This window comes from Paraburkholderia sp. BCC1884, assembly GCF_900996225.1.
Taxonomy (GTDB): Bacteria; Pseudomonadota; Gammaproteobacteria; order Burkholderiales; family Burkholderiaceae; genus Paraburkholderia.
This window is the reverse complement of the sequence record NZ_CAAJGL010000123.1, coordinates 105,648-125,287: the sequence shown is the minus strand read 5'-3', so window position 1 is coordinate 125,287 and position 19,640 is coordinate 105,648. Positions and strand designations below refer to the sequence as shown.

Genomic DNA, 19,640 nt, shown 5'->3' with positions numbered 1-19,640 from the left:
CGCCATCAACTCTGCGGACGGCTGTCGTCTTCGAGTGCGCAACGGGCCGTGTTCCGCTCGGGCGTGTTGGTACTCACACGCATTGCGTCCACTCGCGAAACTGTGTGAGATTGATCCCGAGATACCGAATGATCAAGCTGGATGCCGCGAGGCGGGGCAGCTTCGCGCGGAGAATCCCACTATCTACTGCTGCATGGCGAGTCACTAAAAAAGGTGAATATGTCCCAACGAAAAGCAGCCGAAATAGCGGCACGGCTTGACCGCCTGCCGCCGTCACGAACCGTCTGGATCATGGTGATCCTGATCTCACTAGGCGGCGTCTTTGAGTTTTATGATCTTTTCTTCACAGGTTACGTGGCTCCCGGCATGAACGAGTCGGGGCTTTTCAAGCCTGAGTCGCTGGGGTTTCTTGCTTCGCTTCAACCTTTGGCTGTCTCCGGTTTCGGCACTTTTGTCTTTGCTACTTTTGCCGGCTTATGGGTCGGCACGCTGGCTTTCGGATACGTGGCGGACCGCTTCGGCCGGCGCCTGATCTTCACGTGGTCAATGATCTGGTACATGGTCTGCACCATCATCATGGCGTTCCAGTCGTCGGGGCTGGGGCTCGACATCTGGCGCTTCATCGCGGGGATCGGCATCGGCGTCGAACTGGTGACAATCGACACCTACATTTCCGAGTTGATCTCCAGTCAGCAACGAGGACGCGCCTACGCCGTCAATCAGTTCATCACGTTTTCCGTCGTTCCTTTGGTCGCGTTTCTTGCCTACGTGCTGAAAGGCACACGACCACTTGGCCTCGACTACTGGCGCGTCGTGATATTGATAGGCTCCGTCGGTGCGATCGTCGTCTGGTTTTTGCGGCGCCACATCCCGGAAAGTCCGAGGTGGCTTGCGCGTCACGGCAGGCTCGATGAAGCCGAGTTGATCGTCGCTGATATCGAACGCCGGGTCGTCGCGGAAAAAGGCATTACATTGAGTCCGCTGCAAACGGTGACGCCCGAGAGCCAGGGCGGTAGTTCGTTCGGGGAAATCTTCTCGCCACTTTATCGCCGCCGCACGATCATCCTGTCGATTTTCAACATGGCTCAGGTGATCGGCTTCTATGGGTTTGCAGCGTGGGTGCCGACGCTTCTGATTCACCGAGGCATTCATGTCACCGCAAGCCTGGGTTACGCGTTTGTCATCGCCATTGCGAATCCCTTTGGTCCGCTGCTCGGCACATTGTTCGCAGACCGGGTGGAGCGCAAGGTTCAGATCATCGGCGGGTTGGTAATGATGGGTGTCGTGATTGCGATCTTTTCGCAAGTTTCCGAACCTTGGGAACTCATTTCCCTCGGCGTTCTGTTCACGCTGTCGGCCAACATCATGTCGTATGCCTATCACGGCTATCAGGCCGAGCTTTATCCAACGCGGGTCAGGGCCCGGGCAATTGGATTTGTCTACTCGTGGAGCCGGATATCCGCAGCTTTCGCGGGCCTTGCCATCGGCATTCTGCTGCATGGCTACGGTGTACCGGGCGTGGCGGCCTTCATCGGCGTGTCGATGCTTGTCGCCATTTGCATGATTCTGCTCGGACCGCGAACGCGGGGGCTGGCATTGGAAAAAATCAGTCACTGACTTGGCGTGTAACCAGGAACAAATACTGCTGTCTGCACCACGTAGGTTCGTCGTGAGCATGCGCATTCCTTGATGCCTACTCATGAGTCTTTTACAACGAACATTCGGCAGGCGGCACTATGGGCAAAGTCGTAGTGGTGACGGGCGCTGGCGCCGGAGTCGGGCGGGCCGCTGTCGAAGAGTTTGCGAGGCACGGATACGACATCGCGTTGCTGTCGCGTGACGTTGCGCGGATCGAGCGCGCGGCAGCCGATCTGCAGGCAAGCTACGGCGTGCACGCTCTCGGCATTTCGACGGACGTCGCGGACGCCGATGCCGTCGAAGCAGCGGCGTCGCGCATCGAACGGGAACTCGGGCCTATCGACGTTTGGGTCAACGTGGCGATGGCTACGGTATTCGCGCCGGTGTCCCGGCTGACCGCGAACGAATTCGAGCGTGGCACCAAGGTGACCTATCTCGGGCAGGTGCACGGCACGATGGCGGCGCTCGCCCGTATGCGCACGCGTGACCGCGGCACGATCGTCAACGTCGGGTCCGCACTTGGTTATCGCTCGGTGCCGCTTCAATCCATCTACTGCGGCGCCAAGTTCGCCGTGCGGGGTTTTACCGACGCGCTGCGCTCGGAGATCATCCACGACCGGCTGAACATTCATTTGACGATGGTGGATCTGCCCGCGCTCAACACGCCGCAATTCGACTGGGCCCTTAACAAAATGGGTAAAAAAGCTCAGCCGGTGGCGCCGATCTACGAGCCGGAAGTGGCGGCACGGGCCATCTTCTTTGCCGCGACGCACAGACGCAGGCAAGTCTGGGTTGGCTTTCCTACAGTCAAAGCTATTCTTGCCAATCGTATCGCGCCGGGGCTCATCGACCGATATCTGGCAAGGGCAGGTTATGAAGGGCAACTGACAGACGAACCGCTTGAACCCGATGCGCCTGGCAATCTCTTCGAACCGGTAGCGGGCGACTACGGCGCGCATGGTCGCTTCGACAGCCGGTCAAGGAAAGGCAGTTGGGAGATGTTTACAAACCGGCATCGCAATGCTTTCTGGGCGCTAGCAGGGATCGGCCTGGCCGGCGTGGCGCTACTCGTGAATAAAAAGAAGAGTGTGTAAGAGCGCGCGATCCATGCAGAGACGGCAACGAGCTTGCCGCTCGCGGGAACAGAGCTGCTTCGAAAGGAGCGTGGACAAGGGCGGGAGCGCCGGACCAAGGCGGACGATGTGAGCAAGCTGATCGAAGATTATGCGCTGCTGGGCGATGGAGAAACTGCGGCACTGCTGGCGAAAGACGGGTCCATCGATTGGTTATGCTGGCCGCGATTTGACGATGACGCGTGCTTTGCCGCATTGCTTGGAACAGACGATCACGGGCATTGGTCGCTTGCTCCTGTTAGCGCTGTCACCGCCGGCGGTCGGCGCTATCAGGGCGACACGCTCGTCGTGGAAACCGATTTCGTGACGAACGAAGGTCAGGTTCGGATCATTGATTTCATGCCGGTGCGCAAGACCTTTTCTTCGGTAGTGCGCATTGTCGTCGGCATGCGTGGCACGGTAAGAATGCGCAGCACACTGCGCCTGCGTTTTGACTACGGTGCGTTGCCTCCCTGGAGCGCAATGGATGGCAATGACATGGTAGCCAAAGTCGGCCCCAATCTGGTCGTGTTGCGCGCGCCGGTCCAACTGATAGAAAACGCCACCTCAATCGACGCGGAGTTCGATGTGTCTGCCGGAGAAAGGCTCGCTTTCGTCATGAGCTATGGTTGCAGCCATGAAGGTCCGCCCACACCGATCGACGCTGAAGCGGCGCTCGCATCAACGCAAGGTTTCTGGCTCGACTGGATTGGCCGGTTCGACAATGCCAAAACGCGGTGGCCAGATCAGGTCAGACGCTCGCTGATTACACTCAAGGCGTTGATCCATCAGCGGAGCGGCGGTCTGCTCGCCGCGCCGACGACGTCGCTGCCTGAAGCGCCCGGCGGCGCGATGAATTGGGACTATCGCTATTGCTGGTTGCGCGACGCGAGCTTTGCTCTTGCCGCATTGTTGAACGCCGGATATCACGAAGAGGCACACGGTTGGCGCGATTGGCTGCTGCGGGCGATCGCCGGCTCGCCGGACAACATGCGGATCATGTATCGGGTCGACGGTGCACGCCATTTGCCCGAATGGACCGTGGACACGTTGCCCGGCTATCGCTTTGCCAAACCGGTGCGAATCGGCAATGCCGCTTCGACGCAGCATCAACTGGACGTGTACGGTGAGGTGCTGAATTGCCTCGATCTGGCTCATCGCGGTGGCGTGCCTGCATCGGATCAGGAGTTCGTTGTCGAACAGAGGCTTATTGAACACCTCGAAACAATCTGGCGAACTGAGGGAGCGGGCGTGTGGGAGTCGCGCGCCGAACCGCGCCACTACACCTATTCGAAGGTGATGGTCTGGGTTGCATTCGATCGTTTTGTCAAACGTCACGAAACCGGCAATCGGGTTAGCCAGGAGGTGCTTGCCCGGATCACGGTACTGCGTGACACTGTGCATGACGAGATCTGTCGGGAAGGCTGGAACGAAGGTCTCGGTACATTCACTCAGCACTACGGCGGACAGGAACTCGACGCGAGTGTCCTGCTTCTTCCACTAGTCGGCTTCCTGCCAATTGACGATCGACGTATTGCGTCGACTATTGCGGTGGTTAAACGCGAGCTTTCCGAAGAAGGACTCATCCGTCGTACCAGGCCGCAAGCGGGAAAGCCGAACGAGGGCGCATTTCTCGCGTGTTCATGCTGGATGGCCGAGTGCCTGCAGCTGCAGGGCCGGGAACAGGAGGCAACCGAGCAGTTCGAGCGCGTCCTTGCCGTTTCCAACGATCTGGGCTTGCTGTCCGAAGAGTACAACGTGGCGGCCCGCCATCTCGCGGGTAACTTTCCGCAGGCTCTGAGCCATCTGGCAGTCGTCAATGCAGCACTAGCGCTCAGTATGCGACCTTGAGGCGCGGTGGCGACGGCACTGACTTTTCTCGATTCTTCACGCCAGGCGACATCCTTGAACAACGCTTAAAGCGTGACGGTCGGCCGGACACTCCGGTTGTTCAATAGCCGCATTGATGGGATATCGCTTTGGTGGTGGACTCCTTCGCGTTGACCCCACGATTAGCTGGTGGCAATCGGTTTCGTGCTCTACGCTGTCTATTACCACCCCATCGTTCGAATAGCGCTCAGTTCATTCGACCAGTGTCTCAATGGTTGTCTGTAAACGCGGTTCGTCGCTGCTGGGATGTGTCGACGTCGCAGCCATGGTCGCGAGAACGCAGTGTGGATTGAGCTTAAGAGGAACTGGGCATGGACGAGGGATCAGATGGGCCTGAAAGCGTGGCGACAACGACTCCCCGCCATATCAAAGTTTCATCGGCACAACCGCCGCCATCCTCGCCGAACGAAGAAGATTCCATCTTGCCCATCGGTCTGCGATGGTTGTGCGCGATGGCCTTCGTTGTGGGGATCGTGACGGGACTGGGCGCCGTCGTTTTTCGTGGCCTGATTGGATTCGTCCACAACGTATTTTTCCTCGGTCACTTTTCGTTTTCGTACGACGCGAGCCATTTCACTCCCGCTTCTCCGTGGGGACTATTCGTCATATTCGTTCCGGTGATCGGTGGTCTGGCAGTGACGTGGATCGTCAGTACCTTCGCGCCCGAAGCGAAGGGGCACGGCGTGCCTGAAGTGATGGATGCGATTTACTACAAACGCGGCGTGATACGGCCGGTCGTCGCGGTGGTCAAATCGGTTGCATCAGCGCTTGCGATCGGCTCCGGCGCCGCAGTCGGGCGGGAAGGGCCGATTATCCAGATCGGTTCGGCGCTCGGCTCGACGCTGGGCCAACTGGTCAGAATGACCGCAGGGCAGCGCATTACACTTGTGGCGGCGGGCGCGGGTGCCGGCATCGCAGCAACTTTCAATACTCCGATTGGCGGCGTGCTCTTCGCCACTGAGTTGATGATGCCCGAGATCAGCGTCAACACGTTCCTACCCGTGGCGATTGCTACGGGTACGGCGACCTTCCTCGGCCGCCTGTTCTTCGGCGCCGCCCCGGCGTTTTTTGTCCCGGCTCAATTGGGCGCGATTCCAAACGAACCCGGTAGTGTACTCACGCTCATTCTCTACGCGCTGCTTGGTGCGCTGACCGGTGCTGCGGCCGCGCTGCTGATCCGCTCGCTGCATTGGGCGGAAGACGCGTTTGACCGCATACCCGGGCGTTACTCACGTCATTCGCTCGGCATGCTGATCGTCGGTGCAACGATGTATCTGCTTTGGCGATACGCCGGTCACTACTACGTGGAGGGCGTCGGCTACGCCGCCATTCAGGCGACCCTATACGGCCAACTCCAGGGCGGAGCATTCCTGCTGCTGCTCGCCTTATGCAAAACGCTCGCGACGTCGCTCAGTCTCGGCTCGGGATCGTCTGGCGGGGTGTTCTCTCCTTCACTGTTCATCGGCGCCACGCTGGGTGCCGCTTTCGCGTCGTTCATCGCGATGGCGGTGCCGGGTGCTCCGGTCAGCGCGCCGGCGTTTGCAATGGTGGGGATGGGGGCAATGGTGGGCGGCGGTACCGGCGCGGCGATGACTGCCGTGGCGATGATCTTTGAAATGACACGCGATTACGACATTGTTTTGCCGATGATCATCGCGGTCGCGTTCAGTCTTGGTGCGCGTCGGCTTCTCTCACCCGAAAGTATCTACACCCTCAAGCTGGTGCGGCGTGGCCATCCGATTCCCAATGCTTTGCACGCCAACATGTTTCTGGTTCAGAGCGCATCTCAGGTCATGGAGACCGACGTATTGGTTCTCGACACTCGAGTACCTTTTCGTGCGCTCATGGATCGCCTTGAAGGACCCGCTTTCCGGCATGTGGTGGTCACCAGGGAGCATGAAATCTACGGCGTTTTACGTATCAATACGGGCCTGCGGCGTGCTGTTAGCCAGAGCGACTCAGACATAGAACTCGGGACGCTGGCGCAGCGCAATTTTATCGTCGTGCAAGAAAAGGACGTAGCGTTTGGTGTCATATCCAGACTTCGCGAGCAGCACGCTGTCATGGCCGTGGTGGTTGAGCGGCAGCACCAACCCGGCCCGGTTCGCGTGCTGGGTGTCATTGCGAAAGAGCACATTGCGGACGCCGTAGCCGGAAGCATCAGGATATTCCCTGGGTGAGTGCTGCTGCCCAGGTGCATTAGTCCGCATGCGCTGTTGTGGAAGGAGGAACTGATGAAACTCGCACGTGATGTAGACATGGTGTGCAAGCGCCTCAGCAAGGTGTTGCATCTCGACACGGTCAGACGCGCATTCGAGACGACCAGGATGACGGAGACCGGGCCGGAATGGGAGTGGGTCATCGTCTATCGGACAGCACGGGGATTCTGTTGTATGCACCGCGGCGTGGCGGTGCAGTTCGATGAGATGCTCGACGTTCAGTTATGGTCTGAAGAAATGGAGGTGCAGACTTATTTCATGGGGCTTTAGCGCTGGAGGAAACGAGAGCCAACAACAATGCCGAACGGAGCCGCGAGGTCCCCACGAGGGTTTGTCTCTAGAAATATGCATCCGATCGTGGCCGATAAACAGATCGGATAGGCGTGTTTTCAAAGCGATATCCCGCCCGCAGCTACGTCGCAGGGATGTAACGAGACATGGATTCAACTTCTGGTATGAATGTGGAGCGCGCATGCACCGTTTGAGTTTCTCGCAAAAGCTCTGGCTGCCGCTGGTCGTCAGTCTGATAGCACTACTCGTGGTGTCGGTCTCGGCGGCCTGGTTGTCCCGGCAGACTCGCATCGAGGAGCGCAAGAACGATCTGGTGAACGTCGCGCATGTCGGACTCAGCATTGTTACGGAATACGCCGCGCTTGCGCAAAGCGGTACGCTTAGCGAAGCGGCGGCCCGAGAGCAGGCGCTTGAGCGCTTACGACACATCCGCTATGGGGAAGACGGCTATTTTCTCGTGATCGATTCGAAACCGCGAATGATCATGCATGCGATGAAGCCCGCATTGAATGGCAAGGACCTCAGCGGCGTTGCCGACGCAGACGGCCGGCATCATTACGTGACCTTCGCATCGGTCGCGCAGACCCCCGAGGGCGGGTTTGTCGATTACGTGTTCCCACATCCTCACGATGCAGCGGCGTCCGCCGTCGACAAGATTGGATACGTCGTGCGATATGCACCCTGGGACTGGATCATTGCCACGGGTGCGTACGTGGACGATATCGATTCGGCGTTCAGGCAATCGTTGTTTGTTGTCGGTGGCATCTTCGCGGGACTCGCGGCGCTGCTCTCGACACTTGTTTTCTTTACCAATCGCAGCATCCGGCGCGCCATCGGCGGGGACCCGGCCTACGCAGCGCAGGTGGCCGGGGAGATCGCGGTGGGCAACCTCGGCATCGAAATCAGGACACGTCCGGGCGACGACGCCAGCCTGCTACACGCGATGCAGCGCATGCGCGATGCGCTTGCAGGGACGATCACACGGATCAGGGACGCCGCGGACATGGTGGCCACGGGCGCGCAAGAGATCGCCGGAGGCAATACCGATCTGTCAGCGCGAACGGAGAATCAGGCGGCAGCCCTTGAGGAGACTGCCGCCAGCATGGAACAAATGACTGCCATGGTCAGGCAGACTGCCAAGAATGCTCAAACAGCGAGTCAACTGACGGCAGGTGCGGAGCAGATCGTCAATCAGGGTGGCACGATGGCTAGCGACGCGATGTCGACGATGCAGGATGTGTCGGACGAATCGCACAAGATGGTGGAGATCATCTCAGTGATCGAGGGCATTGCTTTTCAAACCAATATCCTCGCGCTAAATGCTGCTGTAGAGGCGGCGCGAGCGGGTGAGGAGGGGCGCGGATTTGCCGTCGTGGCGGGTGAGGTTCGAACACTTGCGCAGCGTAGCGCTACGGCGGCCAAGGAGATCCGGGCGTTGATCAACCGCGCGGTTGAAAAAGTACAGAGCGGCGCGGAACTGGTTGATAGCACCGGCGCAAAGATCCGCGCTGCGCAGGATGCGATTGCGAGAGTCTCCGGCGTCGTGCGCGAGATTGCGTCGGCGGCTGCGGAACAGAGCGAGGGTATCAACCAGGTGAATAACGCCGTTGCGCAGATGGATGGCAACACCCAGCAAAATGCCGCGCTGGTCGAACAGGCTGCGGCGGTAGCACAAACGCTCACCGATCAGGCGAAACTACTGCAGTCGTCGATCAGTGCGTTTCACTTGCAGGCGGGTCCGGGCGCCGAATATTCTTCGGCCGCGATCTTGAGGGAGCAAGGTTCAATGTCACCAGGTCTGGCTGTAGTAGTTTGAGGCGCGCGGGCGGGGGCGTGCATGGTCTCGTGCGCCTCACCGGCATTGTGAACGTAGCTATTTTGGCGCGACTCGCCAGACAGCGCCACCGACGTCGTCCGCTACTAGAAGCGCGCCTCGCGCGTCGAGTGCGACGCCTACGGGACGTCCCACGGCATGCCCATCTGCCGTCAAGAAGCCGCTCAGGAAGTCTTCAGGGAGACCGGCAGGTTTGCCATGAGCGAATGGCACAAAGATCACTTTGTAACCGGTGTGCGGCTTGCGGTTCCATGATCCGTGCTGACCCACGAAAGCGCCTCCCCAATAATGCGCCGGAAACAACTTCTGGTCGTAAAAGACCAGTCCCAGCGAAGCCGTGTGATTTCCAAGTGCGTAGTCCGGAACGGTCGCTGTCGCGACCAGATCGGGGCGTTGCGGTTTGACTCGCGTGTCAACATGCTGACCGTAATAGCTGTAAGGAAAGCCGTAAAATGCGCCTGCCTTTACCTCAGTCATATAATCCGGCACCAGATTGTTGCCCAGATCGTCCCGCTCGTTGACGGCCGTCCACAGTGCACCGCTGTCCGGCTGCCAGGAGAGGCCGTTAGCATTTCGCAATCCTGTCGCATACGGACGCAAGTGCCCCGAATCCACGTCGAATTCAAGTATTCGTGCCCGCTCCGATTCCGCCTCGATGCCGTTTTCTCCGGCGTTGCTGTTTGAGCCGACCGTGATGTAGAGATGCTTGCCTGTGCGGTCCGCGACAACATTCTTCGTCCAATGGTGATTGATCGGGCCGGCGGGCAAATCGGCGAGCTTGCGCCCAGTGCCGGTGATCTGCGTCGCGCCCGCCGTGTAGTCGAAGCTCAACAAGGCGTCCGTGTCGGCCACATAAAGCTCGTTGCCAACAAGCGCCATGCCGAAGGGCGAGTGCAGACCACTCAGAAATACGGTTTTCATCTGTGCGATCCCGCTACCGTTAGCGTCGCGCAACAGAACGATTCGATCGGGACTGGTCACACCCGCGCCTGCGCGCTTCATGACCTGTCGTCTGATCCAGCCGAATATGCCGCTTCCCTCGTCATGCGGTTTGGGGGCATCGGTTTCCGCTACCAGTACGTCACCGTTCGGCAAGGTGTAAAGCCAGCGTGGGTGTGCGAGGCCGCCAGCGAACTTCGTGACTGCAAAGCCTTCGGGAGCCTTAGGGCTGAAGTCGACCGGCGGCTGTGCTACTGGAGCGATGTTGACCATCGGAATCAATGCCGTTTTTGCGACCGGTATGACGGGCGCGGCACCAAATCCAGAATCGTTTGAACTGGACGGTCCGATCGCGCACGCGGCGAGCGGTAACACCATTGAAGCAACGAGACGATTGGGCAGGCGCATGTTGTTCGATTCGGCGATTTGAATACCCAACTTCAGCAAGAAACCTGCCTGTGAGACGCTATCGGGTGAGAACGTAGCTCAAGCCATCCGACACTATCGCGTAACTTGTGAGGACTTCGCGGCTCGTAATCAGCTATACGGTTCGAAGTCCCAACAGATCGATATCGATCTGCTGTTCCTTCGCCCTCGCGAGCAACCAGCGATGGAAGGCGCGGCACTGCGGACGATCGAACGTGCTTTCGCGCCAGGTAAGAAAATACGGTGACGGTAACGGAATGGCCGAAGCAACAGGCATCGAGAGCCTGCCCGCCGCCAGATCGTCCGCGACCATCGAACACTGGGCGAGGACGAAACCGTGACCATCGATCGCAGCCTGAATTGCGACGCTCGAGAGGGAGTGCACCTGATGCGGCTGGCGCAGTGTGGTTGTCTCGACGCCGTGCGCCGCGAACCAGTCGCGCCAGGACGGCGGCGAAGCGAACTTTGGCAGCCAGTCAACCGCGATCAGCTCAAACGTGGCGAGATCAGCAGGCTTCAGCGCAACCTTGCCCTTGCGCGGCAGGATCTGCGGGCTGCACACCGGCACGACGCTATCGCGGAACAGTTCGATGGAGGTGCCTGCGTCGTCGATACGATCGCCGTAGCTGATGCGAAAGTCGATCTCGTAGACATCTGGCGACGGTTCCGCGTGAGAGCCATCCAGATAGACGTCGATGTCTGGATGCGCCTTTTGCCAGGCGTTGATGCGCGGGGCAAGCCACTTCGATAGCAGCGAAGGCAGGGCGCTGACATTCAGGCTGCGCACGTTTTTTGAACGCTCGATGTCGTCCTGCGCGATGCGCAAGGTTTCCAGCGCGGCAAGGCAACTCTCATGATATCGGCGACCGGTCGCGGTCAAGCGCATCCGCCGTCCTTCTTTCGTGACGAGCTTCACTCCGAGCGCATTTTCAAGCAGCTTGATTTGCTGACTGACCGCGCCGGGAGAGATATCGAGTCTGCGCGCTGTCTCGACCAGGCCGTCGCAACGGCCGAGCGTTTCAAAAACCTGGATCGCGCGAAGCGGCGCAAGCGTGTTCATATCGAACCCGATCGATCAAGATGGTTTAGAAATTCTAAAGTAAATCGCACTTTCTAACTGCTGTTCTTTCTATTTTGACTTTTTACAGTCGATGCAAAGGCTGCGTGAGGTCGCGCGCGGGCCGGATTGCGATGAAAAGAGGAGAGCAACGATGTTCATCAGAAACGCGTGGTACGTCGCGGCGCGCAGCGCCGAAGTCCAGCAGTGCCTCATGCCGTTGAAACTGCTGGGTGAGCGGGTCGTGCTGTTTCGTGCGCCGGATGGAGCGGTGACGGCGCTCGAAGACGCGTGTCCACATCGCAAGCTGCCGTTGTCGATGGGTCGCTTGCTTGGCGATCGAATCGAATGCGGATATCACGGGCTGACCTTCGACTGCGCCGGGACATGCGTGAGCGCGCCAGCTCTAACGCGTATTCCACGAGCGGCGCAGGTCCGCAGCTATCCCACCGAAGAGCGTTATGGTCTCGTCTGGATCTGGATGGGCGAGGCCAGGCTCGCCGACACCGCCCAGATCTTCGATGTTCCAGAATGGGGCGATCCGGCATGGGGCTTGAACGAAGGCGATGCGATGACGGTCGCCTGCAACTATCTCTACGTGACCGACAACCTGCTCGACCCATCGCACGTCGCATGGGTGCATCCGGGCTCGTTCGGCAATGCTGCGTGTGAAGCCGAGCCCTTGAAAACCATTGCAAGCGATGTGGGCGTGACCGTCTCGCGCTGGATGCGAGATGTCGATGTCGCACCGTTTTATGCCAAGTTCGTCAAATTCTCCGGACGCTGCGACCGCAAGCAGCACTACGAGGTGCGGTTTCCCTCACACGCGATCATCAAGGCCGTCTTCACGCCAGCGGGCACCGGCACCGATGAGGGCAAGCAGCACGACCTGGTGTTTCTGATGAATTCATACAATTTCATGACGCCGATCGACGAATCGCATACCCGCTATTTCTGGTTTCAGATGCGCAATTTCGATCAGCAAGACGAAGCGGTGACGCGACAATTCAATGAGGACGTCCGCCACGCATTCGACGAGGACCGGGTCATCCTTGAGGCCGTGCATGAAGGTATGGCGAACCGGCGTACGCCGAATATCGACCTCGGAATCGACGCCGGACCGCTCAGGTTCCGCCGAGCTGTGCAGCAATTAGTCGATGCTGAGCATGTGGCGCCGGAGTATGCGCCGCTTGTGCGTCTGTCGACTCCGGCAACCTGACTCGTTACGGGAGCGATAATGAGCGCCTATTTTCTTGATACGTCGAGTTTCGCTAATCAGCGCGAGCGCTTTCTCGAGGCCGCGGCGCGCGTCGAGGCGACTGTCGCTACCTATCCTCACCCGATGCACGGACCACGCGGCGAGACACTCTCTACGGACGTTGCGACGGTCGGCCCTGCCGATGCGCAAAAGCGCCTCGTGCTGGTGTCGGGAACTCATGGCGTAGAGGGTTTTTACGGCTCCGACAGTCAGATCGCGTTACTCGATAATCTGCGGGACCACGCCTTGCCTGAAGGCACCTGCGTCGTGCTCGTGCATCTCGTCAACCCGTGGGGCACGGCATGGTTGCGTCGGGTGAATGAGGACAACGCCGACGTGAACCGCAACTACATAGATTTTACTCAGGCACCGCCCGCGAATATCGAATACGAAACGTTGCACGAGATCTATTTGTGCCGCGATCTTGACGGACCGGAGCGTCAGCGCGCGGATGAGCAACTCGCCACGCACATGCGCGATCGCGGGGAAGCACGCGTGCGCAATATCATCGAAGCGGGACAGTACAGGCATCCGGACGGCGTCTTCTTCGGCGGCACACAGCAGACGTGGACGAACCGCACGGTGCGTCAGATCATGCAGGCTCATGTGGCGAGTGCACGCACGGCCATCGCCTTCGATCTGCACACCGGCGCCGGTGCCTACGGACACCCGATGCTGATGACAATCGGCGAGCGCAAGGTACCCGCGCACGACACCGCGCAAGCGCTATACGGTCCCTGGCTGTACACGATCCTTACTGCGGAAAATGCGTCGTCCGACAGCGGTGTCGCTGCGACGGCGACTGGTTATACCTCGCAGGCACTGATCGATCAGCTTGCCGACGTGGATCTGATACCGCTCGTGATCGAATGCGGCACATACGACGGCGCTCGCGGACATACTTTGCTGCGCGACGACCACTGGCTGCATCTGCACGGCGACCCTTTCGACGCGACAGGGCGGCGGATCAAGGCCGCGCTGCTGGAACACTACTACCCCGCTGATGCCCACTGGCGCGAGTTGATCGCGCTGCGCACGCGGCAAATCTGGCAGCGGGCACTCGACGCACTAACGACGATGTAGTCCGCGAAGAAATTTTCACGACACGGTTCTTTCACCCCACGCACCGCCGGCAAACGTCCGCGGCGCAACACACGAACGGGAGCGCATATGAAACGCATCATTCTGGGTGCCGTGCTGGCGATGGTCGCGCTGGCCACACAGGCAAAGGATTTGACGGAGTTACGCTTTGGCGTGGACCCGACCTACGCACCGTTCGAATCGAAGTCGCCTTCTGGCCAACTCGTCGGTTTTGAGATCGATTTGGGCAACGAAATCTGCAGGCGCCTGCAGATGCATTGCGTTTGGGTCGAAACAGGCTTCGACGGCATCATTCCCGCTCTGCAAGGCAGGAAATTCGACGCGATCCTGTCGGCGATGTCAATTACGCCGAAGCGTCAAGAGCAGGTGGCATTCTCCCAGCCGCTTTTCAACACGCCGAGTCGCCTGATCGCTAAAGATGGCTCCAGTCTGCAACCCACCGTTCAGTCGTTGAGTGGCAAGGCCGTTGGCGTCGCTCAGGGATCAACCCAGGAGGCCTACGCGAAGGCGCACTGGGCGACGGCGGGTATCAACGTGGTGTCGTATGCGAATCAGGAACAGGTCTATCCGGACCTGCGCTCAGGTCGCATCGATGCGACGTTCACAGACGCTCTTGCAGGCATCAACGGATTTTTGAATACGCCGCAAGGCAGCGGTTACGGTTTTGCCGGTCAAAATGTCAGCGATCCGCAAACACTTGGAAAAGGTGCGGGAATTGGCTTTCGCAAGGACGACCCCGCGCTACGCCAAAAGGTCGATCAGGCCATCGATTCGATGCTGAAAGACGGCACGTATAAACGCATTGAGAAGAAGTACTTCGACATCGATATTCACGGCAGTTGACCCGAGCGTTTTGATGGTCGTACATCCAGGATGCAGGCGTGCGCGAGGCGCGAATATGTCCGTTGATAGATGCACTGGCAGGCGCGTTCGTATGCGGATGCAATCTCGATTGAGTATGCGACGCGAACGCTTCTGCCGGAAAAGTTCGCGTTAGCCAAAGCCACATCGGGCAGTGTGCGAACTGCCGCCTGAAAATCCAGTGTGGCGCAATGCCAGACGACGCTCGTCGAAACATGACCGTCGCCGCATCGAGTCAGAGCATGTTCTTCTGACGTGCGGTAACGCGGTGGGCATGCGCGGTCAGGGTGCGGCGCCTATTTCCGTGGACTCTCGTCGTGGAACTCTACGTCCTCGACCACATCGCCGATGTCCATGGACTGGCCCGGGCGTTCGCGCACCTGTTGCCCGTGCGTCTGCTGTGCGCGCATTGCCTGCTCGCGAAGATGTTTGCGCAGATCGCGCGTTTTCCACCAGACGAAACCGCCGATCACAATGCCGGCCCCAAGCACCACGGCCAACATCACAAGCGAAACGGCGAACCCCACGACGAGCAATGCAGCGCCTATCACTATGGCTAGGACCTTTGCCAACAAGCTCTGTGAACCGGGACGCATGGTTGCGCCACTCTGCCCGAGCCGGTCCTGTTGTTTGTCGAATTGCATCGCATCTCCAATCGCGGTATCCCGAGGCGGTTTCAGAAGTGAAAGGCAACAGCGAGATTAATGTTTAGAAGGTTGAGGCTGATTTGCTGATATGAGGGTCGCCCCATTCGAACAAAACCGCTCCGTTATCGCTTAGTATGCGCCGAAGATTCGGTCGAGCGCCGCGACGATGACCTTACGTCGATCGGAAGGGGACATTGGTACATTCGCGCGGTCGAACGTCGAGTAGTTTTGCCTATGCGCGATTCGATAATGCATATCGTGTGAGGCAGTCTTCGTGGTTCGGCAACCTTGCGACATTACATGACGCGCCAGTGAGTTCGACCAGTCCATCGCTGGGTCAAGTCAACCCTGATCGGGCGATACGGCATTCAGTTCTATGTGGCTCGGAATGACCCTTCGAATGCATGGGCGTCGCGTTGGGAAGGCGTGATCCGGCGCATCATGGCGCCGACTCCACGACAAACGCTTTTGCAGGCTGTGCACCGAAAACTTTGGCGGCGGAAATCGGCCGCTCGTAGAGGTAGCCCTGACCGAACGGAATCCCGAGCCGTCGTAGCGCATCGTGCTGCGCCTCGGTTTCGACACCTTCGGCTATCACCTGCATACCGTAGTGTGCCGCCACTGCGGCGATCCCTCCAATCAGACTCGCGCCGCCCCTGTCGACCTGCTCGACGAACTGCTTGTCGATCTTGACGTAATCAAACGGGAACCGGCCGAGCAGATCGAGATTGCTATGCTCGGTGCCGAAGTCGTCAAGCGCGAAACGCACACCGTGCTCCCGCAGCGTTTCAAAAATTGTCCGGACGCGAGGATTCCGGCTCAACAGGAAACGCTCGGTGACTTCGAGTACGAGAACCGTGTTCTTAGGCAGTCCCTCAACGAGCGCCAGTACTTCCGGCATGAATCCTTTGCGTTCGAGGTCCATCGGCGCCACGTTGACAGCAATCCTGAACGGCGCGCTGCCGGTCGAACTCCGGGCATCATCTGTCGCGCGCTGCAGCACGAACCGCGTGACGTCGCCGAGAAGGCTGCTCGACTCGACCTCTGCCATAAACACCGCGGGACTGATCGGCCCCCAGCGTGGGTGAGTCCAGCGGACCAGGGCTTCGGCGCCCACGATGCGGCGCGTCGCAATGTCGACGACCGGTTGATAAAGCATGTAGAGCTGACCGCTCCTGAGACCTTGCCGCACGGCAGACAGCAATAGCCGGCGCGGGGCGAACGCGAGCAGGTAGGCCGCGGCGATCAGAGCGGCCAGCAGCAATCCGATCCCCCCAAAGATCGCGCCGTACTTCCAGTCCATCTGCGATGCAAAGGCAGTCGATGCGGTGACCGCGACGCGCAACGGGAAAACGGTCGATGCCACTTGCGTGCCCGAGCGCGGAACCACGGTAGCGCCCGCAGCGGAAAATACGCCGTGCTCGTCGATCGCACCGGATCCAGTGACGGATAACGTCACCTTGTCCGCGCCGTAGCGCAGGCCATGGGCGAGAATATCGGTGACGTACGACCCTTCGATCACGTACAGCAGACCGGTGTCGTGTCCTGTCGGAACAAATACGGGCAGTACGGGAACAGCGGGCTGGTAAGGGGTGCCATGGATCAGGCTGATGCCCTGTTCGCGTTGCACGGTGGACATATAAGCCGACAACGGTACGTCCATCGGCCCCAACGCTGAGGAGCAATAGAGGCGCCCGTTCGCAACCAGGTTGACGCCGCGCACGTAGCGCACGTATGTCTTGAATTCGGCGAGCCGCTTCGCTGCGCTTTCGCAAGGCTGTCCAGCCAGGCGATCGAGCGGCTCACGCTGACTCGACTGCACATGGCGCAGAATCCGCTCGACCGATTCGACCAGATCGCTGGCGACAAGTTGTTCGCGAAAACGTATCGCACGATCCGCCTGGCGCTCGCCGAGCGCGACGGCGGCCAGCAAGACGCAGACGCCGCCGGTCAAGGCGACCGCGCCCGACAGACCGCGCGTAACGCTGGGCCCCCATGCCGGACCACGATGCGTAGAAAAAGATAGGGCTAGGCGGGCAAGTTTGAGCTTGAACACATCGAACGTAAATTGCGGATGAGAAGTGGACGCAGGCGTCGCGCATTCATCATACTGTTTCTTCGCATCCGCGTTAAGATGCGTCCGGCTTCGACGCTGTGCCGCAAGGCATGTTAGCCGATGCGCGTGCCGATCCAAATGCGATCCCGCGCCACGCGAGCCTCTTGACACAACTCCGCGATATCGATATTGTCTGACAACCTGATTAATAGAGAAGCCGGTGATGCTTGAACTGGAACGTCCCGATTCGCTCGTGCAACGTGTGGTCGGCGCGCTTCGCGCCGAAATCGACGCGGGTCATTTTCCCGCTGAATCACGCTTGCCCACCGAGCAGCAGCTGTCCGAGCGGCTCAATGTGAGTCGCTCGGTGGTGCGTGAAGCGATCGCCCAGTTGAAGTCGGACGGCATCCTCGTCGCGCGGCGCGGGGCAGGGTCGTTCATTTCGCAGACGCCGTCCGGTACGGTTTTCCGGTTGCCTGGTGGCGCCAGTCAAAAACTGGATCTCGCGCAGTTGTTCGAGATGCGCCTGTGGATCGAAACGCAGGCAGCGCTGACGGCGGCGCAGCGGCGTACGCCGGAAGACCTGAAGCGTATGAGCGCCGCGATTCGCGAAATGGAGAAGAAGCGAAACGATTTCGATGCTGCATCGGCGGCCGACGTTGCGTTTCACCGCGCCATCGCGGCAGCGACCAAGAACGAGTACTTCGTCGCGTTCCATGATTTTCTGCGGGGCCAACTCGTGGCAGTGCGTCGCGCGCAATGGGCCAACACGGCAAGTAATGCGGGTGACTTTGCGCGCAAGGAACATGGCGAGTTGTATGAAGCGATCGAGCGTGCCGATGCCCGAGCCGCGGCAGATTCCGCTGAGCGGCATCTGCGTGCTGCGGCGAAACGCCAGAACATCGAATTGCCTCCCATCGACTGAACGACAGTAACGTTGCGCGGCGAGCCCTCGAGGTTCGAGCGCGACGGCAAACCGTTTTTTTGTCAATAGTTAGTCTGACAACCTGATAATCGGACGGAGCAAGTAAAGCTCCAGACGCAACAAAGCGATATGACCTACGACTTTTGCATCATCGGTGGCGGCATTGTCGGACTCGCGACGGCGATGGAGTTACTACAGCGTGAACCCTCGGCTTCGCTGCTGCTGCTCGAAAAAGAGACCACGCTCGCCCGACACCAGACGGGCCACAACAGCGGTGTGATTCATGCGGGCATCTACTACCAGCCGGGCAGCCTGAAGGCCGAGTTGTGCAAGCGGGGCGCGGAGGCGACCAAGGCGTTTTGTCGCGAACAGGGCATTCCGTTCGAGGTGTGCGGCAAGCTGCTGGTCGCATCGACTCCGCTCGAATTGTCGCGAATGGAGGCGCTCTACGCGCGTTCGCAACAGAACGGTTTGCGCGTTGAGCGACTGGACGCCGCGGAGTTGCAGCGGCGCGAGCCGAATATCGCGGGCATGGGCGGACTCTTCGTCGACGCGACCGGTATCGTCGACTATCGCCAGGTATGCGAAGCCATGGCGCGCATGATCCGGAAAGCGGGTGGCGAAGTCCGACTCGGCACGAAGGTGACGTCGATCGCGGAAAGCGGCGATGACGTCACGATCGGCGCGGACGACGCCCACTGGCAGGCCCGCAAGCTGGTGGTTTGTGGCGGCCTGCAATCGGACCGGCTGGCGCGGCTCGCGGGTGTGAAGATCGATCACCAGATCGTGCCGTTTCGTGGCGAGTATTACCGCTTGCCGGCCACGAAAAACAATGTGGTGCGCCATCTGATCTACCCGATTCCCGATCCGGATCTGCCATTTCTCGGCGTGCATCTGACGCGGATGATCGACGGCAGCGTCACGGTCGGACCGAATGCCGTACTTGGTTTCGGTCGTGAAAATTACCCGAAATTCTCCGTCGATCTGCGCGACGTGGCGCAATACGCCACGTTCCCCGGCTTCTGGAAAACCATCTGGCGCAACCTCGGCTCCGGCATGGGGGAGATGAAGAACTCGCTGTTCAAACGGGGCTATCTCGAACAGTGTCGTAAGTATTGTCCTTCGCTGACCGTGGACGATCTGCTGCCTTATGAGGCCGGCATTCGCGCGCAAGCCGTGATGCGTGACGGCACGCTCGTGCACGACTTCCTGTTCGCCGACACGCCGCGCATGTTGCACGTCTGCAATGCGCCTTCGCCGGCCGCGACGTCGGCGATTCCGATCGGATCGATGATCGCCGACCGGATCCTGAAGCCCGCCTAACGCGCCGGGCGACCGAACCACCACCGTTTTGCCGATGAAGGCAAGGCATCGCCTCGTCGGTTT

General features: G+C 59.7%; 15 protein-coding genes. 11 read left to right on the top strand and 4 right to left on the bottom strand.

What is annotated here, in order from left to right:
* Positions 1–291: 291 nt before the first annotated feature.
* The 6 genes from FQ705_RS28140 (at position 292) to FQ705_RS28115 (ending at position 8,966) form a co-directional block, all read left to right on the top strand.
* Positions 292–1,617 (top strand): MFS transporter, encoded by a 1,326-nt coding sequence (locus FQ705_RS28140; RefSeq protein WP_222105676.1) that lies wholly within the window; start codon positions 292–294, stop codon positions 1,615–1,617.
* Between the two features lie 119 nt (positions 1,618–1,736).
* The gene (locus FQ705_RS28135; protein ID WP_144146953.1) at positions 1,737–2,732 is read left to right on the top strand and encodes an SDR family oxidoreductase; all 996 of its coding nucleotides are present in this window, start codon (positions 1,737–1,739) and stop codon (positions 2,730–2,732) included.
* Between the two features lie 108 nt (positions 2,733–2,840).
* Positions 2,841–4,601, top strand: a complete 1,761-nt coding sequence (locus FQ705_RS28130; protein ID WP_260854640.1) for a glycoside hydrolase family 15 protein — start codon at positions 2,841–2,843, stop codon at positions 4,599–4,601.
* Positions 4,602–4,951: 350 nt separating this feature from the next.
* On the top strand, positions 4,952–6,820 hold the full coding sequence (locus tag FQ705_RS28125; protein ID WP_144146950.1) for a chloride channel protein: 1,869 nt from the start codon (positions 4,952–4,954) through the stop codon (positions 6,818–6,820).
* Positions 6,821–6,874: 54 nt separating this feature from the next.
* On the top strand, positions 6,875–7,129 hold the full coding sequence (locus FQ705_RS28120; protein WP_144146947.1) for a hypothetical protein: 255 nt from the start codon (positions 6,875–6,877) through the stop codon (positions 7,127–7,129).
* A 202-nt stretch (positions 7,130–7,331) separates the two neighbouring features.
* Positions 7,332–8,966 carry a methyl-accepting chemotaxis protein gene (locus FQ705_RS28115; RefSeq protein WP_144146944.1) on the top strand — a complete coding sequence of 545 codons (1,635 nt, stop codon included), beginning with the start codon at positions 7,332–7,334 and terminating at the stop codon, positions 8,964–8,966.
* 57 nt (positions 8,967–9,023) lie between these two features.
* Here the strand turns inward: FQ705_RS28115 and FQ705_RS28110 are convergent, their stop codons facing one another.
* Both FQ705_RS28110 and FQ705_RS28105 read right to left on the bottom strand, forming a co-directional pair.
* Positions 9,024–10,331, bottom strand: a complete 1,308-nt coding sequence (locus FQ705_RS28110; RefSeq protein ID WP_144147584.1) for a PQQ-dependent sugar dehydrogenase — start codon at positions 10,329–10,331, stop codon at positions 9,024–9,026.
* Between the two features lie 133 nt (positions 10,332–10,464).
* A complete protein-coding gene (locus FQ705_RS28105) occupies positions 10,465–11,409 on the bottom strand; it encodes a LysR substrate-binding domain-containing protein (RefSeq protein WP_144146941.1) in 945 nt (314 codons plus the stop codon).
* 91 nt (positions 11,410–11,500) lie between these two features.
* Between FQ705_RS28105 and FQ705_RS28100 the strand changes: the two genes are divergently transcribed.
* From FQ705_RS28100 to FQ705_RS28090, 3 genes are all read left to right on the top strand, one after another.
* The gene (locus tag FQ705_RS28100; RefSeq protein WP_313955682.1) at positions 11,501–12,625 is read left to right on the top strand and encodes an aromatic ring-hydroxylating dioxygenase subunit alpha; all 1,125 of its coding nucleotides are present in this window, start codon (positions 11,501–11,503) and stop codon (positions 12,623–12,625) included.
* An 18-nt stretch (positions 12,626–12,643) separates the two neighbouring features.
* Positions 12,644–13,747, top strand: coding sequence for a DUF2817 domain-containing protein (locus tag FQ705_RS28095; protein WP_144146937.1), 1,104 nt, complete (start codon positions 12,644–12,646; stop codon positions 13,745–13,747).
* Positions 13,748–13,834: 87 nt separating this feature from the next.
* On the top strand, positions 13,835–14,608 hold the full coding sequence (locus FQ705_RS28090; protein WP_144146934.1) for an ABC transporter substrate-binding protein: 774 nt from the start codon (positions 13,835–13,837) through the stop codon (positions 14,606–14,608).
* Between the two features lie 314 nt (positions 14,609–14,922).
* Here FQ705_RS28090 and FQ705_RS28085 read toward each other — a convergent pair whose 3' ends face one another.
* A complete protein-coding gene (locus tag FQ705_RS28085; protein WP_144146932.1) occupies positions 14,923–15,270 on the bottom strand; it encodes a hypothetical protein in 348 nt (115 codons plus the stop codon).
* A gap of 442 nt (positions 15,271–15,712) precedes the next feature.
* Entirely contained in the window at positions 15,713–17,329 is a 1,617-nt protein-coding gene (locus tag FQ705_RS28080; RefSeq protein WP_409934743.1) for an EAL domain-containing protein, read from the bottom strand.
* A gap of 223 nt (positions 17,330–17,552) precedes the next feature.
* Here FQ705_RS28080 and FQ705_RS28075 point away from each other — a divergent pair, with 223 nt between their 5' ends.
* Both FQ705_RS28075 and lhgO read left to right on the top strand, forming a co-directional pair.
* Positions 17,553–18,254 carry a FadR/GntR family transcriptional regulator gene (locus FQ705_RS28075; protein WP_144146929.1) on the top strand — a complete coding sequence of 234 codons (702 nt, stop codon included), beginning with the start codon at positions 17,553–17,555 and terminating at the stop codon, positions 18,252–18,254.
* A 129-nt stretch (positions 18,255–18,383) separates the two neighbouring features.
* Entirely contained in the window at positions 18,384–19,577 is a 1,194-nt protein-coding gene (lhgO, locus tag FQ705_RS28070) for an L-2-hydroxyglutarate oxidase (RefSeq protein WP_144146926.1), read from the top strand.
* The last annotated feature ends 63 nt before the right edge of the window (positions 19,578–19,640 follow it).

Bases quoted from the DNA above. Each gene is read 5' to 3' on its own strand.
- FQ705_RS28140 (WP_222105676.1), top strand. From the start codon at position 292: ATGGTGATCCTGATCTCACTAGGCGGCGTCTTTGAGTTTTATGATCTT.
- FQ705_RS28135 (WP_144146953.1), top strand. From the start codon at position 1,737: ATGGGCAAAGTCGTAGTGGTGACGGGCGCTGGCGCCGGAGTCGGGCGG.
- FQ705_RS28125 (WP_144146950.1), top strand. From the start codon at position 4,952: ATGGACGAGGGATCAGATGGGCCTGAAAGCGTGGCGACAACGACTCCC.
- FQ705_RS28120 (WP_144146947.1), top strand. From the start codon at position 6,875: ATGAAACTCGCACGTGATGTAGACATGGTGTGCAAGCGCCTCAGCAAG.
- FQ705_RS28115 (WP_144146944.1), top strand. From the start codon at position 7,332: ATGCACCGTTTGAGTTTCTCGCAAAAGCTCTGGCTGCCGCTGGTCGTC.
- FQ705_RS28110 (WP_144147584.1), bottom strand. From the start codon at position 10,331: ATGCGCCTGCCCAATCGTCTCGTTGCTTCAATGGTGTTACCGCTCGCC.
- FQ705_RS28105 (WP_144146941.1), bottom strand. From the start codon at position 11,409: ATGAACACGCTTGCGCCGCTTCGCGCGATCCAGGTTTTTGAAACGCTC.
- FQ705_RS28100 (WP_313955682.1), top strand. From the start codon at position 11,501: ATGCAAAGGCTGCGTGAGGTCGCGCGCGGGCCGGATTGCGATGAAAAG.
- FQ705_RS28095 (WP_144146937.1), top strand. From the start codon at position 12,644: ATGAGCGCCTATTTTCTTGATACGTCGAGTTTCGCTAATCAGCGCGAG.
- FQ705_RS28090 (WP_144146934.1), top strand. From the start codon at position 13,835: ATGAAACGCATCATTCTGGGTGCCGTGCTGGCGATGGTCGCGCTGGCC.
- FQ705_RS28085 (WP_144146932.1), bottom strand. From the start codon at position 15,270: ATGCAATTCGACAAACAACAGGACCGGCTCGGGCAGAGTGGCGCAACC.
- FQ705_RS28075 (WP_144146929.1), top strand. From the start codon at position 17,553: ATGCTTGAACTGGAACGTCCCGATTCGCTCGTGCAACGTGTGGTCGGC.
- lhgO (WP_144146926.1), top strand. From the start codon at position 18,384: ATGACCTACGACTTTTGCATCATCGGTGGCGGCATTGTCGGACTCGCG.